General features: G+C 65.2%; 13 protein-coding genes and 1 pseudogene. 7 read left to right on the top strand and 7 right to left on the bottom strand.

Features of this window, described 5'->3' with window-relative positions; translation table 11 throughout:
* Positions 1-1,347 (top strand): PGRS repeat-containing protein (locus tag ACLP4W_RS00985; RefSeq protein ID WP_442383233.1); only part of this gene is annotated, 1,347 nt, incomplete at its 5' end.
* 307 nt (positions 1,348-1,654) lie between these two features.
* On the opposite strand, the gene ACLP4W_RS00980 is transcribed toward ACLP4W_RS00985, so the two are convergent.
* From ACLP4W_RS00980 to ACLP4W_RS00960, 5 genes are all read right to left on the bottom strand, one after another.
* Complete coding sequence (locus ACLP4W_RS00980) at positions 1,655-1,882, bottom strand: CopG family transcriptional regulator (protein ID WP_442383231.1); 228 nt, start codon at positions 1,880-1,882, stop codon at positions 1,655-1,657.
* Between the two features lie 280 nt (positions 1,883-2,162).
* On the bottom strand, positions 2,163-2,429 hold the full coding sequence (locus ACLP4W_RS00975; protein WP_442383229.1) for a hypothetical protein: 267 nt from the start codon (positions 2,427-2,429) through the stop codon (positions 2,163-2,165).
* A gap of 891 nt (positions 2,430-3,320) precedes the next feature.
* Positions 3,321-4,106, bottom strand: coding sequence for an enoyl-CoA hydratase (locus tag ACLP4W_RS00970; RefSeq protein ID WP_442383227.1), 786 nt, complete (start codon positions 4,104-4,106; stop codon positions 3,321-3,323).
* 50 nt (positions 4,107-4,156) lie between these two features.
* The gene (locus tag ACLP4W_RS00965) at positions 4,157-5,395 is read right to left on the bottom strand and encodes a cytochrome P450 (protein WP_442383225.1); all 1,239 of its coding nucleotides are present in this window, start codon (positions 5,393-5,395) and stop codon (positions 4,157-4,159) included.
* A 57-nt stretch (positions 5,396-5,452) separates the two neighbouring features.
* Positions 5,453-6,580: an amidohydrolase family protein gene (locus tag ACLP4W_RS00960; RefSeq protein WP_442383223.1), complete on the bottom strand. Its 1,128-nt coding sequence runs from the start codon at positions 6,578-6,580 to the stop codon at positions 5,453-5,455.
* 114 nt (positions 6,581-6,694) lie between these two features.
* On the opposite strand from ACLP4W_RS00960, the gene ACLP4W_RS00955 reads away from it, so the two are divergent.
* Together ACLP4W_RS00955 and ACLP4W_RS00950 are read left to right on the top strand one after the other, a co-directional pair.
* Complete coding sequence (locus ACLP4W_RS00955; RefSeq protein WP_442383221.1) at positions 6,695-7,528, top strand: SDR family oxidoreductase; 834 nt, start codon at positions 6,695-6,697, stop codon at positions 7,526-7,528.
* Positions 7,528-8,454, top strand: coding sequence for an alpha/beta hydrolase (locus ACLP4W_RS00950; RefSeq protein WP_442383219.1), 927 nt, complete (start codon positions 7,528-7,530; stop codon positions 8,452-8,454). The genes ACLP4W_RS00955 and ACLP4W_RS00950 overlap by 1 nt, the downstream gene beginning before the upstream one ends.
* A gap of 11 nt (positions 8,455-8,465) precedes the next feature.
* On the opposite strand, the gene ACLP4W_RS00945 is transcribed toward ACLP4W_RS00950, so the two are convergent.
* Positions 8,466-9,632 carry an acyl-CoA dehydrogenase family protein gene (locus ACLP4W_RS00945; RefSeq protein ID WP_442383217.1) on the bottom strand — a complete coding sequence of 389 codons (1,167 nt, stop codon included), beginning with the start codon at positions 9,630-9,632 and terminating at the stop codon, positions 8,466-8,468.
* A gap of 4 nt (positions 9,633-9,636) precedes the next feature.
* A complete protein-coding gene (locus tag ACLP4W_RS00940; RefSeq protein ID WP_442383215.1) occupies positions 9,637-10,662 on the bottom strand; it encodes an acyl-CoA dehydrogenase family protein in 1,026 nt (341 codons plus the stop codon).
* A 149-nt stretch (positions 10,663-10,811) separates the two neighbouring features.
* Between ACLP4W_RS00940 and ACLP4W_RS00935 the strand changes: the two genes are divergently transcribed.
* The 4 genes and pseudogenes from ACLP4W_RS00935 to ACLP4W_RS00920 form a co-directional block, all read left to right on the top strand.
* Positions 10,812-11,996 carry an amidohydrolase family protein gene (locus tag ACLP4W_RS00935; protein ID WP_442383213.1) on the top strand — a complete coding sequence of 395 codons (1,185 nt, stop codon included), beginning with the start codon at positions 10,812-10,814 and terminating at the stop codon, positions 11,994-11,996.
* A 1-nt stretch (position 11,997) separates the two neighbouring features.
* Positions 11,998-13,239 carry a cytochrome P450 gene (locus ACLP4W_RS00930; protein ID WP_442383212.1) on the top strand — a complete coding sequence of 414 codons (1,242 nt, stop codon included), beginning with the start codon at positions 11,998-12,000 and terminating at the stop codon, positions 13,237-13,239.
* Positions 13,239-14,864, top strand: coding sequence for a class I adenylate-forming enzyme family protein (locus tag ACLP4W_RS00925; protein WP_442383210.1), 1,626 nt, complete (start codon positions 13,239-13,241; stop codon positions 14,862-14,864). Before ACLP4W_RS00930 ends, ACLP4W_RS00925 begins: the two co-directional genes overlap by 1 nt.
* 173 nt (positions 14,865-15,037) lie before the next feature.
* Positions 15,038-15,302: pseudogene (locus tag ACLP4W_RS00920) on the top strand (glycerol acyltransferase); the annotation flags it as partial.

Here is a 15,302-nt window from a genome sequence, read left to right as displayed (position 1 = left end):
GTGATCAACGCACCCACCGAGGCGCTAGTGGGGCGCCCGCTGATCGGCAACGGCGCCAACGGGCAGACCGTTAACGGTGTGGGGCAGCCCGGCGGGCGCGGCGGGATCTTGTTCGGCAGCGGCGGTCGCGGTGGCGATAGCACCAACGTGGGAGCGCCCGGCGGTGCCGGCGGGTCCGCCGGCCTCATAGGCAACGGCGGCATGGGCGGGCAAGGCGGGACAGGCGCGCCCGGCGGTGCCGGCGGCCGCGGCGGGTGGCTGGTCGGTGGCGGCGGTGCCGGCGGGGCTGGCGGGACCGCGACAGCCGCCGGGGGCACCGGCGGCATCGGCGGTGTCGGCGGCAACGCCTCGTTGCTCGGCCCTGGCGGAGCCGGCGGAGCCGGCGGAAGCGATGCCAACGGTTACGGCGGTTACGGCGGTGCCGGCGGCCGTGGCGGGTGGCTGGAAGGCAATGGCGGGACCGGCGGGGCCGGCGGCGCCGGCGAAAACGCCGGCGGCATCGGCGGTGTCGGCGGCAACGCCCAATCGCTCGGCCACGGCGGCGCCGGCGGGGCTGGCGGGAGCGCCTCAGGTGTCGACGGCACAGGCGGTTCAGGCGGTGATGCCGGCAATGGCGGATCGCTGCACGGCAATGGTGGCGCCGGCGGGGCGGGCGGCGACGCTACCGGCGCTGATGGATTCGCCGGTCGCGGCGGCGATGGCGGCACCGCCCATGTGTGGGGCAACGGCGGTCTCGGCGGCCAGGGCGGCGCTGGCCTCCTTGGAACCGGCGGGGACGGCGGCCGCGGCGCCAACAGCGGGACAATCGGCAGCGGCGGCGACGGCGGCACCGGCGGGGCCGGCTCGACAGGCGGCCACGGAGGTGATGGCGGCAACGTCAAGATGTTGGGCGGCGGCGGTGCCGGCGGCATGGGCGGTGCTGGCAACGGCGCTGCCGGGGTCGGCGGTGCCGGCGGCAACGGCGGCGGCACCGGGATATTCGCCAACGGAGGTGCCGGCGGGTCGGGCGGCGCCGGATCCGGCACCGGCGCCGGCGGTGCCGGCGGCGACGGCGGCCCCGGCGGGGTGTTCGGCAACGGCGGTGACGGCGGTGAGGGCGGCCAAAACACCACCGGTGCCGCCGGCGGCGCCGGCGGGGGCGGCGGCACCAGCGGGGTGGTGTTCGGTGACGGCGGCAACGGCGGCAACGCCGGACCAGGCAGCTTGCCTGCCGACGGCGGAAACGGCGGCACCGCCGTGTTTATCGGCAACGGCGGGAACGGCGGGAACGGCACGGGCGGCGGGCAAGGCGGCAGCGCTGGCTTTGCCGGGCCGTTCGGCCACAGCGGGATGAACGGGTCGCCGTAGCCGGCGACCGCGGCACCCCCTGTGCGACGAGCGGTAGTAGAAGAAACGACTTAGCAAAAGTTGGTGGGCGCGGACGGTATCGAACCGCCGACCGCTGGTGTGTAAAACCCGGCCGGGCTGTCCACCGCGTTTCACACAGTGCGATGGCGTCCGCAAATGCCCGGCTCAGCGAGTGTTTGGTTTCCGGTGTGTCCACTGAGTGTCGCGCTGTTTCAGTCTGTCTTGGCACACTCTTGGCACAACGGGGGTTTGGTCGTCAGGCATCCAGTCGCGTTTGGCTACCTACCTTGGGGATTTCCTGTCGGTGTCAGTTCGTCAGGTACTCAATTAGCGCGCGACGGATCGTCTCCCCCCTGGTCACACCGTCAATCTCGGAACGCTCATCTGCAAGCGTGACCAGGTCATCGGGGAGCCGAACCGAATAGGTGCTTGCCGCATCAACGCCGATCGCGGGACGCCCACGACGACGCAGTTTCTCGGCGGGAATGCCTTCCTCAGCTTCGGCAACCAAACGTGCGATGGTTTCCTCGTCCACAGACCCCGGTAGCGGGCGCTGCCCTATGGTCGATGGCGAGGGGTGCGAAGGCGGTTGAAATCCCAAAGCCGACCGCGCCGCCCTCTTGTTGGACATTCTGGTGGTTCCGCGCTTGGCCGGCTGCGCCAACCCCCTCGCAGTGGTCTTCTTGTCCGCTCTGATGGTCCCCCCGCCCCGCTTGGCCGGGGGCTGTGCCAACGCCCTCGCAGCAGGCTTCTTGTCCGTCGATCTGAGGATTTTGCTCGCGGCGTTGGCCGCCTTCTTCTTCGATGTAGCCATATCAGCGCCTGCCTCCCGTGATGCGAAGGGCTTTGTCTAGTTCAGCCTTCCGTGCCTTCATGCAATGGATCACGAGGTCTTCCGTGGCCTTATGGAGCACCATCATTTCGACCAGGATTCCCTTCGGTGTGAACCCAAATACCCAGGTCCGAGGCGGATCGTCGTCGATCACATCGTAAGAAATGTGCACGTGCTTCAAGGCGTGGTGTATGTCGTCCTTGGTGTACTCGCGCTTGAGGGCCGAGTCGTGGACCTCGGGTGGTTCCACTTGATTAACGTAACACGAAATTCTCTGGTTTCGCCAAATATTTGGCGCCGCAACGAATCCGTGATCGTCGTGCTGGGGGTTCGAGCCGAGTCGGCCTGTCACCGGCTGACCATCTCGTCCACGATCGACCTACCGCGTGGAGCTAAGGGGACTTGAACCCCGCCGATTAGCTGCGCAAATGCGTCCTGACGTGCAGTGATTGTCATCTGGCGGTGTTGCGCGTGTACTCGATTTCCTGCAGTTATACGCGCGCGTGTTACGCGACGTAACAGTGCTGCCTGGCCTCCGGACCGTGGGCGGCTCCACGGGCCGTCTCGCCCCAGCGCCGACGTCCGCACGGGTCGGAGCTGATAACCATGTGTTCGGTCAGTCGACGGGGTCGCGCCGACTGGGTGTGCGCGAAGTTCATCGACCGATAACGGCGCGTTCCGTCAGACAAACGCTGCGACTGACTGCAAACTGCCAACGCGATCGATTCCGATCACCGTTGTGCAGCTCGACGCGCGTTCCAATCCATCGGGCCGCAAACAGAATCCAGCACGCCCGTCGCGGACCCGCAGCTTAGTCGGAGACGAGGACCGATCGAGCGGCGCACGTGGCCACCAGGCAGAACGATTCGAGCGGTCGTTACGTAAGCCTCGCGTTCGACCACCGCCATCTCGGGGTCAGAAACGATTGACCACGACAACTAATCGAAGTCGATCGGCTACTCGCCGGTTGCTCGCCGCGGTGTGGCCGGTCAGCGGGGCACCCAGTGCGCTGCCGGTCAGAGGGTCCCATAGCCGCACCGTGCCATCGTGGCTGCCGGTGACGGCGCCAAGAGTCATCACACCCCCCAGCTGCAGATACACCGAGTCGTGTTGCCGGCACCGACACGAAAGCAACTCGAGCTCAGCTGGGCCGGTGGAGCTGCCGTCGGTTACGGTCTGCGACTTGCCGATAGCGCTCGCCCAAGCCATCGGTACGCCCGGCAGCAGTGGCGATAGCCTGCTCGGCGGCCAAGGCAGGGCCGATGATCGCAGCAGCGCCGGCCACGTATATCGCCTTGAGGTCCTGCATGATTGGTGCGGCCACCTCGCAGATTTGCGTCGCCAACTCGACGGTCCGATCCAGCAGCTGCGTGTGTGCAACGACTTCCGTAACCAGACCCATCGTTTCGGCCCGGGCCGCATCGATGATCTCACCAGTCATCGAGAGCCGCCGTGCCATCCCGGCCCCGACAACGTGGGGCAACCGCGCGGTCATGCCTGCACCGGGCAGGATGCCCACCCGGGCATGAGTGTCGGCGAAGACCGCTTGATCGGACGCCACGAGGAAGTCGCACCCGAGTGCCATCTCCATACAGCCGGTGATCGCTGCCCCGTTGATCGCTCCCAGCACGGGCTTGCCCAGCTGGGCGACCTTGGTGATGCAGTTCTCGGCGTGAAGCCGTTCGAAATAGGCAGACCCGTCGCGCTGAGCCTGCTTGAGATCGAGGCCGGCACAGAATGCCGGATCCGCACCGGTCAGTACCACCGCACGCACCGCAGCATCGCGATCGGCCTGGATCAAAGCGGTGTGCAAGGCGCTGATCAAGTCGGTGTTCAACGCGTTTCGCGACTCGGGACGATTCATCGTCAACACCCGGACCGCGCCGCGGTCCTCGCGCAAGATAAGCGGCTGGTTCACGCCACCCATCATGCGGTCCTGGGCAATTCGTTGTCACTCACGCTGGCGTGCGCAATTTCCTAGACCCACGCAAGCTCGACCTCGTGCCAACCGTTCAGCAGCGCAGTCGGATTGCGCTCCAGCTCTCCGGCTATCCGGAGCCGGTCGAGATACGGAAGCAACCCGCCAACCGCGGCGCGCACCTCCTGGCCGGCGAGGTGGGCGCCCAGACAGAAGTGGATGCCGTGTCCGAATGCCAGGTTCTTGCCAGAGGGCCGAGTAATCAGGAAGCGGTCGGGGTCATCGAAGCGGCGCGGATCTCGGTTGGCCGCGGCCATGTGCAACGCAATGATCGCGCCCTTGGGGATTGCCGTGCCGGCGATCTCGTTGTCCTCGGTCGCCTCGCGAAAAGCGAATTGGATCGGGCAGGTTAATCGATTGGCTTCGTCAACGGCATTGGGCAGCAGTTCAGGATCGTCGAGCAACAGCTTGAGCTGGTCGGGGTTGGCCAGCAGTTCGACCACGGTGTTACCGATGAGATTCGTCGTCGTCTCGTTGCCGGCGACCATAATAGTGATCGCCACCATCAATGTTTCGACATTGCTTAGCGACTCGTTGTCGATCGCCGCGACCATCGCACTGACCAGATCATTTCTCGGCTCAACGCGCCGCGCCTCGATCAACGGCACGAAGTACGTACTGAACTCCTGGATGGTGCTCAACATCAACTCGTTGCGTTCGGCGGGGCTGCTGAACACCCCGCCGGCTGCGGCGGCGAACGCGTCCGACCAACGCTTCGCCTGGCTGTAATGGCTGCGGTCGATGCCGAGGATGTGGCAGATCATTTCGACGGGCAGCGGTACGGCGAGGCGCTCCACCACGTCGAAGGCGGGCTGGTGTTCGATTCCGGCCAAACAGCGTTCGACGATCTCCTCGATTGCGGTTGCCATCTCTTTGATACGCGGCGGCGTGAATCCCCTGCTGACGATGCGGCGCATCCGAGTGTGCTGGGGCGGGTCGGCCGCGGCAATGGTCTTCGCGGAAGCCATCTCCGCCATGTCCACCGGGATGCCCGCGGCCAGCGCAACCAGTCGTTCGAGTACCTCCGGTTTCATCTCGTCATCGGGCGGCGCGGATCCCTCGTAGGGATTGGGCCGCGAAGAGAACTGCTGCGGGTTCGACTGCACAGCCTTGACATCGTCGAACCGCGACACCACCCAGATGTCGGAGCTGGTGCGGTAAACGGGAAATCGCTCCCGCAACTCGGCGAGTACCTGCGGCAGCTGGTTTCGTGGTCCGGGCTTGAACGGATCGAACATTAAATCGGATCCATTCGCCCTCATCGTTTCTCCCGTCTTCTCCCGTCAGAGGATGCCTTAATCCCAAAACCGATAGAGCGTGCGGGCATTGAGCTCGACGATCTTTCGGGCCTCGTCGTCAGGCACATCGACGAGGTGCTCAGTGAGCAACTTGCGGGTGTGCGGCCAGTTGGAGTCCGAATGCGGATAGTCACTTTCGAACATGATGTTGTCGATCCCGATGCGGTGCCGTTGCTCGATGCCCGACTGGTCGGAGATGAAGCAGCCGTAGATGTGCTCCCGGAAGAGTTCGGAGGGGAGCTTGTCGGCGTTGATGTTGCACCAGTACTTGTGCCGGCCCCAGGAGTAGTCGATGCGCTCCAGCAGATACGGCATCCAGCCGATGCCGCCCTCGGAAAGCGCGACTTTGAGGTTGGGAAACTTGTAGAACACGTCGGACATCAACAGGTCGACGGTCGCCATCATCGAGTTCAGCCCGAACAGCGCGATGCTGATGAACATATCGCCATCTGGCGCGAGCCCCTGCGGAACGCCACCGGAGCCGAAGTGCATCGACAGCGGAAGTTCTGCTTCCTCGCAGATGCGCAGGATCGGATCCCAATGGTCGGTGTGGAACGACGGCAGGCCTAGTTTGTGCGGCGCCTCGATGAACGACACCGACTTCGCGCCTTTGGCGGCGGTTCGTTCGATCTCGGCCACCGACGCGTCGATGTCCCAGAACGGCACCATCACCAACGGGATCTGGCGCTCGGGGGCATAGGCACACCACTCATCGAGGATGAAGTCGTTGTAGGCGCTGATGCACAGCTTCGCGAAGTCCTTGTCCTCGGCTGCGTAAAAGGTGCTGCCGGCGAAACCGCCGAAGTTCGGGAAGCACAGTTGGGCCCAGACGCCTTCGGTGTCCATGTCTTTGATGCGGTCGCCGATGTCATGACATCCCGGCCGCATGTCGTCGTAGCTGCGTGGGTCCATGCCAAAGTCCCGTGGGTGCTTGCCCGCGACGGCGTTCAGGGCAAAGTTGCCGCGCTTGCCCCCTTCGTAAAGCCAGGTGTCGTTGCCGTCGGGGAGCTTCACGATGCGCGGCGCCACGTCCTCGTACTTCGAGGGCAGCCGGTCAAGCCAAACGCGGTGATGTTCGATGACGTGGTCGTCAACGGAGATGATTCTTGCGTCTTCGGGAAGCATGTGATCTCTTTCTGAAAGGCATCGCATCACAACAGTAGAACGTTACCTGCGTCAGATGCAATGACCATACTATGCTCACGCGCAGCCCAGTAACTATCATTGAGAGGCTCGGACATGGCGAACACCGACGTGCTGGTGATCACCGGCGGCGCCGGAGGAATGGGACTTGCCTGTGCCTTTGCGCTTGCCGGTCGGGGCCACCTGCTGCTTGTCGACGTCGACGAAGGGCACCTCGAAGAAGCGCGGTCCCTGCTCAGCGCACAAGGAGCGAGTGTCAACACATTGCAATGCGATGTGACCTCACCAGCCGAGGTCGCCGCTGTCGCTGATCGAGTACGAGCCTCGGGACGTTTTCGCTGTCTCGTGCACACCATGAGTGTCTCCCCCGAGATGACCGACGCGCGCACCGTAATCGAGGTGGACCTGGTCGGCAGTGTGCGCATTACTGACGCGGTGTTCCCCTTGGTGGAGCCCGGCAGTTCGGCAATCCTGTTCGGCTCGATCGCCGGCTACAGCGACGTGGACCCGGCCATCGAGAAGTTGCTCTGCGATCCGCTGGCTGACGGCCTATTCAGCACAGTTGAGCGGGCCCTCGGCCAACCCATCGACAGCGCGACGTCTTACGTGCTGGCCAAGCGCGGAGTGATGCGACTTGCCGAGCGGCTGGCCAAACCCTGGGGCGCCAAAGGTGGACGCGTCGTTGCCATCTCGCCCGGTCTGATCGACACCGCGATGGGTCGGCTGGAACTCGAGCGACAGCCCATTATTCCGCAGATGATCGAGCTGACGCCCGTCAAACGACCGGGCCCGCTGCCGGGCCGCACTGACGACATCGCCGCGCTCGTCGCCTTCCTCGAATCCGATGCCGCAGCCTTCATCTCCGGATGCGACATCCGCGTCGACGGCGGCCTCGTTGGAGCGGCCAAGCACATGCTCGGAGGCGGTTGATGGTCATGCTCGGCCGAGAAGCACTTGACCCCGAAATCCGCGAAGCCGTCCGCGATATACCCGAATTCGTCTTCTCGGCCGAGACCGTACCGATGATGCGGCAGAACGCGGTGTTCCAGCCCGTCGCGGCACCGGACATCGAACGCACCGAGCTGACGACAAAGCCGAACGGCGGAGTCGGCGTGACCGTGCTGCGACCGCGTGATGCCGTCGGCGACCTCCCCGTCCTCTACTGGATGCACGGCGGCGGGATGGTGATCGGCAACCGCTATATGGATGACTCCCGCTTGAGTGAATGGTGCCGCTCACTGTCCTGTATCTGCGTCAGTGTCGAATACCGCCTCGCGCCGGAAGCGCCATACCCGCTTCCACTCGATGATTGCGACGCGGGCCTGCGTTACGTCGTCGATCACGCGGGCGACCTGGGTATCAACCCGCGCCGCATCGGCGTAGCCGGCCGCAGCGCGGGTGGCGGACTCGCCGCCGCTCTCGCGCTCCGTCGGCGCGACAGGGGTGACGATCATGTCGCCTTCCAGTACCTGGAATACCCGATGCTCGATGACCGCATGAATACCCCCTCGAGCCTGCTGGACGGACTCCCGCTGTGGAGTCGCGAATCCAACGCTTTCGGTTGGCACGCCTATCTCGGCGACCGCTGCGGAACCGACCATGTGCCGCCGGACGCGGCGCCGGCCCAGGCGGCCGAGTTGGCAGGCCTACCACCGACATTCATCACGGTGGGCACCGCCGACTGCCTGCGCGACGAGGCGATCGACTTCGCCGCGCGACTGTGCCGGGCCGATGTCTCGACCGAGCTTCATGTCTACGCCGGCGCGGTGCACGGCTTCGATATGTTCGCTGACTGTGCGGTCGTCAGGTGTGCCGCGCGTGACAGCGCCGATTGGCTGGCCCGCCAGTTCCGCTGACACGACCCACGTTAACGCCGTGGACGACTGCGCGGCAGGCCAAGCCGGTTCTCGACGATCAAGCTGCGGAGCACTTCGCTGGAACCGCCATAGATCGTCGTCGCGACCGCGCTGCGATAGTGCGCGTCCATGCTGCCGTCGACGGGAGCCTCAGGATCAGTCCAGTCGAGCAGTCCCGACATTCCTGCTATGTCGATCGCGGCGGCCGAGGCACGGACATAACTTTCCGGGCCGAACAGGGCCGACACCGGCCCCGGTTTCTCGCCGTCGGCATCCAAGAACGCGACACGCAACCCGAGCAGGTCAGCGACCTCGGCTTCCATCGCCATTCGTGCCAGGCGCTCCCGGACGAGGTGGTCGTTGATCAAGGGGGCGCCGTCCGGCCCGGGCTGCGTGCGGGCGAACTCCAGCGCATGTGCCGCGATCGATCTTGTCCTCGCGCCCGGCGCGACGTTCTGCTCCGCTTCGAGCGCGGCCCGCATCACCGAAAAGCCCTGATGCGCCTCACCGATCCGGTTCGCGTCCGCGACCCGCACGTCGTTGTAGAACACGACGTTCGTGCGTTCATGGCCCATGGTGTGCACTGCCCGGATCTCGATGCCGGGTGAATCCAGCGGTACCAGCAGCATCGTCAGGCCGCGGGTGCCCGCCGACCCAGCCAACGACCGAGTGAGCAGGAAGCAGTAGTCAGCGACGTGGGCGAAGGTGGTGAAGATCTTCTGACCGTTGACAATCCAGTCGTCGCCGTCGCGCTCAGCGCGTGTCGCGCAGGCGAAGACGTCTGACCCGCCGGCCGGTTCGGTGTAGCCGAGGCAGATCAGAGTCTCGCCGGCTGTGACCCCGGGCAGGATTCTGCCCTTCAGTTCTTCGGAGCCGGTGGCTTTGATCGCATTCGCCGGCAGCATCGTCGTGCCGGGCCCTATCGTCGGGACGCCGCCCTTGCGCAGGGTGTCCAACAGCACCGCCGCCTCGAATGGGTCGAGGCCGGCGCCGCCTTCCTCGACCGGCCAGGTGGGCGCGACCCAGCCGCGCGCCCCGAGCTGGCGCGTCAGCGCCCGGTCGACACCGTCACCGGTTCGACGTTCATTCTCGATCACCTCACGGGTGACGTGCTCAGCAATGAATGCCTCTGCGTCACCTCGGATGCGGCCCCAGTTCGCGGGTTCGGTGAAATCCATTCGCTCAGCGACCTCCCGTGAGAGCGGGACCGAAGCATCTATCCGCGAGGACGAGAAGCTCACGTCGGGGATCGGCGAACGCCACTGCCCAAGCCTTGGCCCGTCGGTAGTAGAGCTGGATGTCGTACTCCTCGGTGAACCCGTATCCGCCGTGCACGTGGAGGCTGTGCTGACTCGCCTGATATGCCGTTTCGGCGGCGAACACAAAGGCCATCGTGGCAAGTGCCGGCCCGTCGACCTGCTCGGTGTCCAGTGCCCAACACGCCTTATGAACCAGCAGTTGGGCGCCATCAAGGGCGCTCAGGAAGTCCGCGAAAGGATGCGCGACGGCCTGATACATCCCGATCGGTTGCCCGAACGCCTTCCGTACTTTCGTGTACTCCGAACCGATATGCACGGCTTCCTCAGCCAGCCCGACCAGCGCGGCCGCCCGGAGCACACGGACCTCGTCAAGGGCCGCCGCGAACTCGGCCCGCGCCCGCTCGCCTTCGGCGAGCGAACGGCTGGTGGAGTGGACGTCCCATCGCGCCAGAGCCAGGCCGCCTAGGTTGCGGCGCGGGATCGTCAGTTGCCCGTCCGGCCTCGTCACGTAAAGCAGAGATTTGCCGTCGAAAGCCAGCACCGCGTCAGCGATCGCTCCGTCGACCAGAAGTTGGTCGCCCACAGGTCGGCTGCCCGTTGCCAGCGACACGATGTTCGATCCGGTTAACACGGGTCCCAGCAGCTCTTTTTCGCCGAGGCGACCAAGCAGCCGGGCCGCGGCCGCGGTCTCTGCAACCGGAATCGGGGCCAGACGACGGCCTGCCTCCTCCGCCACCAACGCCAATTCCAGCAGGCCGCCGTCCGCGCCGCCATAATCCGATGGGATCCCGATCCCCAACGCCTCGAGCTGGGCGTAGCTCCGCCACAAGGCCATATCCAAGCCGGTCGACTCGGCATTCCGGACTCGCTGCGGTGTCGACTCCTTGCGGAATAAGGCGGCAAACGTCTCGCGAACCGCACGCTGCTCATCGCTCAGACGCAGATCCACGTCAGGCTCCTCCCATGTCTCGCGCCGTCGGCGAGAACATTACCTCCTATGGAATTGTCACATGCAAAAAAGTAGCGACATGTTCTCTTCATACGCACTCGATGTTAGAGTCCGATGCATACGAGTGGGACACCCCGAGGAGGATTTCTATGACACCGAGGCTGGGATTTCCGGTCTTCGATGGTGATAACCACATGTACGAGACGCGCGATGCGCTCACCAAGTTCCTGCCGCCGGAGTACCACGGCGCCATCCGCTACGTCGAAGTAGACGGACGGACCAAGATCGCCACCCTGGGACAGATCAGCGAGTACATCCCCAACCCGACCTTCGATAAGGTCGCCGCGCCGGGCGCTCAAGAGGACTACTTCCACAACGGCAACCCGCAAGGCAAATCGCATCGCGAGATCCTGGGCAAGGCGATCGACGCGACACCCGCGATGCGTGAACCTGCGCCCCGGCTGGCGCTGATGGACGAACAGGGCATCGACAAGTCGATGATGTACCCGACGCTGGCGAGCCTGGTGGAGGAACGTTTCCGTGACTACCCCGAGGCGACCCACACGATCATTCACGGCCTGAACCGGTGGTTGCACGAGACGTGGAGTTTCGACTACAAGGGCCGCATCTTCACTACACCCATCATCACCTTGCCCATCGTGGAGAAGGCGATCGACGAATTGAATTGGGTGGTCGAGCGCGGGGCGCGCGCCATTCTCATCCGGCCGGCGCCGGTACCCGGGCTGCACGGCCCGCGGTCATTCGCGCTGCCCGAATTCGACCCGTTCTGGAAGCGGGTCGTCGAAACCGGCGTGCTGGTCATCATGCACGCCTCCGACAGCGGGTATTCCCGATATGCCAACGACTGGGAGGGTTCCGGCGAGTTCCGGCCGTTCCAGCCTTCGCCGTTCCGCTCCTACTACAGCCTGGCCCGCAATCCGGCCGAGGACGCGGTCGCGGCGCTGGCCTGCCACGGACTCCCGACGCGGTTTCCCGAGCTTCGGATCGGCATGGTGGAGAACGGAACGACCTGGCTGCCCCGGCTGCTGGAGAACCTCAGCGACACCCGCAAGAAGATGCCCCAGCTCTACAGCGAGGATCCCCTGGAGGCCATCTGCCGCTGCGTCTACTTCAATCCCTTCTGGGAGGAGAACGTGGCCCAACTCGCGAAGCTGGTGCCGATTGAGCACCTGTTCTTCGGCTCGGACTATCCCCATCCCGAGGGCCTGGCGGATCCCGTCAGCTACGCCGCGCGTCACCCTGAGCTAAGCGACAACGAGATCGCCACGGTGATGGGCGGCACGCTGTCGAGCATGATGCGGGTGGACGCCTGAGATGTCGACGGATCAGGGTGCGCCGTCCGCCACGAAAGCGCGTGAAGACGGCGTCCCGGCGGAGTTCAACCCGTACTCGGATGTCTTCTTCGACGATCCCTATGAGACCTACCGGTGGATGCGCGATGAGGCGCCTGTCTACTACAGCCAGCGGTGGGATTTCTACGCCCTGACCCGCCACGAGGATGTTGTTGCCGCGCACCGGGATTGGGAGACGTTCAGCAGTGCCTACGGGGTGACATTGGACGCGCTGTCGTTGCGGCAGCGATTCAACACCAACATGTTGATCATCATGGACCCCCCGGAGCATGAGCGGCTGCGCAAGCTGGTGCGGCAGGTGTTCACCAAGGCGGCGATCGCCAATTTGGAACCGCTCGTGGTGGAGGTGGTGACGTCCTACATTGACGCGCTGAAGGATAGGCAGAACTTCGATGTGGTGGCCGACTTCGCGGCCCTCTTCCCCGTGGAGATCATCTCCTCGATGCTCGGCGTCCCAGCCGGTGAACGACAGCAGATCCGTTTGTGGACCGACGGATTCCTGCACCGCGAGGAAAACAACCCGTTCGCCACGGAAAGTGGCGTGGCCGCTTCGATGGCGATGGGCGAGTACTTTCTGGCGCTGGCCCGCGAGAAGCGCCGTAACCCCGACGACCTGATCATCAGCAGACTGGTCACCGCCACCTATGAGGATGAAGCGGGGGTGACGCACCGGCTCAGCGACGAGGACATCGCAACGTTCGCAGTACTTCTGGCCGCGGCCGGTAGTGAGACCGTCACCAAGCTGGTGGGCAACGGTGTGATGGCCTTTCACCGCAATCCCGACCAGTGGGAGTTGGTGCTCGCTGACCCCACACTGATTCCCGGCGCAATCGAGGAGATGCTGCGACTTAACCCGCCGTCGCAATATCAGGGACGTTTCGCCACCTGCGACGTCACCCTGCACGGCGAGACGATTCCCGCGGGCTCTCCCACGCTGTTGGTGACGGGGGCCGCTACCCGTGACCCGCGGGCGTACAACGAGCCCGACGCGTTCGACATTCGGCGAGGCGGAGCCACCACGCTGGCGTTCGGGTACGGCGCGCACAGTTGCCTGGGCTCCTGGCTCGCCCGACTCGAGAGCCGGGTCGCCTTCCATCACCTCCAGCAAAATTGGCCGCGGTTCGATGTTGACACGCACGGTCTGCGCCGGGTCACCATGTCCAATGTCGCCGGCTATTCCCACATCCCCGTCCACGTCGGCTGATGGCCGGCGCCCCAGGGGCGGCCGACGATTCGACGCCGGACGGCATGCCTGCCAGCATCCCCGAGCTCCTCAGAATGAGGCGCGCCGAACCCGACGGCGAGTTCCTCGTCACCGACAATGAGCGACTGACTTTCGCCGAGGCGGACACCGCCTCGCTGGAGTTGGCCGACGCCCTGCTGGCCTCCGGCGCCGGCAAAGGGAGCAGGGTCGGCATCTTATTCCCGAACTGCGCCCAGTGGCTCATCTCGTGGTTGGCAGCCGCTCGAATCGGCGCGCTCACCGTTCCCCTGTCGACTTTCGCACCAGGCGGGGAACTCGGGCGGCTGTTGCGGCACACCGATGTGCAGGTGGTGCTCATGGGCCAGACGATCGCCGGCCACGACCTCGTCGAGCGCGTACAGGACGCGGTGCCAGGCCTCACCGACAGCGGAGCCGTCATCACCGTGCCGGTGGCGCCCTACCTATGGCGGATACACGTCTGGCCGGACTGCGACCGCTCCTGGGCGACGCCCTGGCCGCGCGCGGAATCGGCTGAGTCACTGGTATCTTCGGCCGAAGACGAGGTGCGGCCCGCGGATGACCTCGTCGTGGTCACCACATCCGGCACAACGGCCGAGCCGAAGTCCGTCGTGCACACCCACGGCAGCCTGGTGCGCCACGCCTACATTCTGGCGCGCCATCGCGGCGTTACCTCGACTGACCGCATCTATTCGCCGATGCCGTTCTTCTGGGTGGGCGGCCTGACGATGGTTGTGCTGCAGGCACTCTCGACCGGCGCGACAATACTGGCGCAGGATGTATTCGAGGCGGGCAGCACGCTCGCGCTGTTGGAGCGGGAACGGGCGACATTCATCTCATGCTGGGCACAGGCAAGCCAGGCCATGGCCGACCATCCCGACTTCGCCAAGCGCGACCTGTCGAGTGTGCGAGGCGGCACCATGCTCGAGGCGCTCCCGCCAGACCGACGACCGCGCGAACCAGACCTGACTCCAAATCTGCTGGGCATGACCGAGACCGGTGGCCCGCACACGATGGTCGAGGTGCCCGACACCCCGTTGCCGCCGGACCTGCGCGGATCCTTCGGAATTCCGTTACCTGGTGTGGTACAGCACCGGATTGTCGACCCCGCCTCGGGCGTCGAGGCGCCCGCGGGCCAAGAGGGCGAGATCCAGGTTCGCGGTCAGATCGTGATGGACGGTATCTACAAGCACGAACGCCACGAGGTTTTCGGCCCCGACGGCTGGTACGCCACCGGGGACCGGGGGTGGTTCGATGACGCCGGCCACCTGCACTTCACCGGCCGCGCAAGCACTCTCATCAAGACCGCGGGATCCAACGTGTCGCCGGCGGAGGTCGAGTCCGTGTTGGATTCAATGCCTGAAGTCCTCCACAGCTTCGTCATCGCCCTGCCGCACCCGGTCCGCGGACAGGTGGTTGGGGCCGCTGTCGTGCCTGCCTACGGGGCGCGGTTGTCGGTCGAGACCGTCGTTGCCCACGCTCGCCGCAGCCTGTCAACGTTCAAAGTTCCCACCGTCATTCGCCTCATGCCCGAGGACGAGCTGCCCATGCTTCCCACCGGCAAAGTCGACCGCCAAGGACTCGTGCGGGTCCTGACCGGCGATTGACCCGTCGTGATTGACCGCGATCTGATCGGAGCGAGCGTGACACACAAAGTCGTCCAGTGGGGTACCGGCAATCTCGGAAGGTCGGCGGTGCATAGCATCCTCAAGCCTCCAACTCTGGCTACTGTAGGAGTGCGCGCGGGCACCCGAACACAATGCACACTGCGGGGGAAGGCATGAGCGCCAGCGATATTGATAATTCGGAGATCGCCAAGTGGGATCCCGCCTTCAGTGAGCTGTTCACGAAAGTGGTCGGGTCGATTGTCAAGCGGTGGTTCCGGGCGGAGGTGCGGGGCTTGCAATCCTTCCCGCCGGCCGGCGGCGCGTTGGTGGTGCACAACCACTCCGGCGGCGCGCTGACGCCCGATCCGCTCATCTTCGCCCCTGCCTTCTACAACGAGTTCGGATACGACCGCCCGGTCTACACCCTTGCCCACTACG

The sequence above is a fragment of the Mycobacterium sp. genome (assembly GCF_052145595.1).
Lineage (GTDB): Bacteria > Actinomycetota > Actinomycetes > Mycobacteriales > Mycobacteriaceae > Mycobacterium.
This window is presented reverse-complemented; position numbering and strand designations above follow the sequence as displayed.

Excerpts from the sequence above, each read along its gene's own strand:
- ACLP4W_RS00945 (WP_442383217.1), bottom strand. The coding sequence starts at position 9,632 with ATGGATTTCACCGAACCCGCGAACTGGGGCCGCATCCGAGGTGACGCA.
- ACLP4W_RS00935 (WP_442383213.1), top strand. The coding sequence starts at position 10,812 with ATGACACCGAGGCTGGGATTTCCGGTCTTCGATGGTGATAACCACATG.
- ACLP4W_RS00925 (WP_442383210.1), top strand. The coding sequence starts at position 13,239 with ATGGCCGGCGCCCCAGGGGCGGCCGACGATTCGACGCCGGACGGCATG.
- ACLP4W_RS00950 (WP_442383219.1), top strand. The coding sequence starts at position 7,528 with ATGGTCATGCTCGGCCGAGAAGCACTTGACCCCGAAATCCGCGAAGCC.
- ACLP4W_RS00960 (WP_442383223.1), bottom strand. The coding sequence starts at position 6,580 with ATGCTTCCCGAAGACGCAAGAATCATCTCCGTTGACGACCACGTCATC.
- ACLP4W_RS00930 (WP_442383212.1), top strand. The coding sequence starts at position 11,998 with ATGTCGACGGATCAGGGTGCGCCGTCCGCCACGAAAGCGCGTGAAGAC.
- ACLP4W_RS00970 (WP_442383227.1), bottom strand. The coding sequence starts at position 4,106 with ATGGGTGGCGTGAACCAGCCGCTTATCTTGCGCGAGGACCGCGGCGCG.
- ACLP4W_RS00965 (WP_442383225.1), bottom strand. The coding sequence starts at position 5,395 with ATGTTCGATCCGTTCAAGCCCGGACCACGAAACCAGCTGCCGCAGGTA.
- ACLP4W_RS00955 (WP_442383221.1), top strand. The coding sequence starts at position 6,695 with ATGGCGAACACCGACGTGCTGGTGATCACCGGCGGCGCCGGAGGAATG.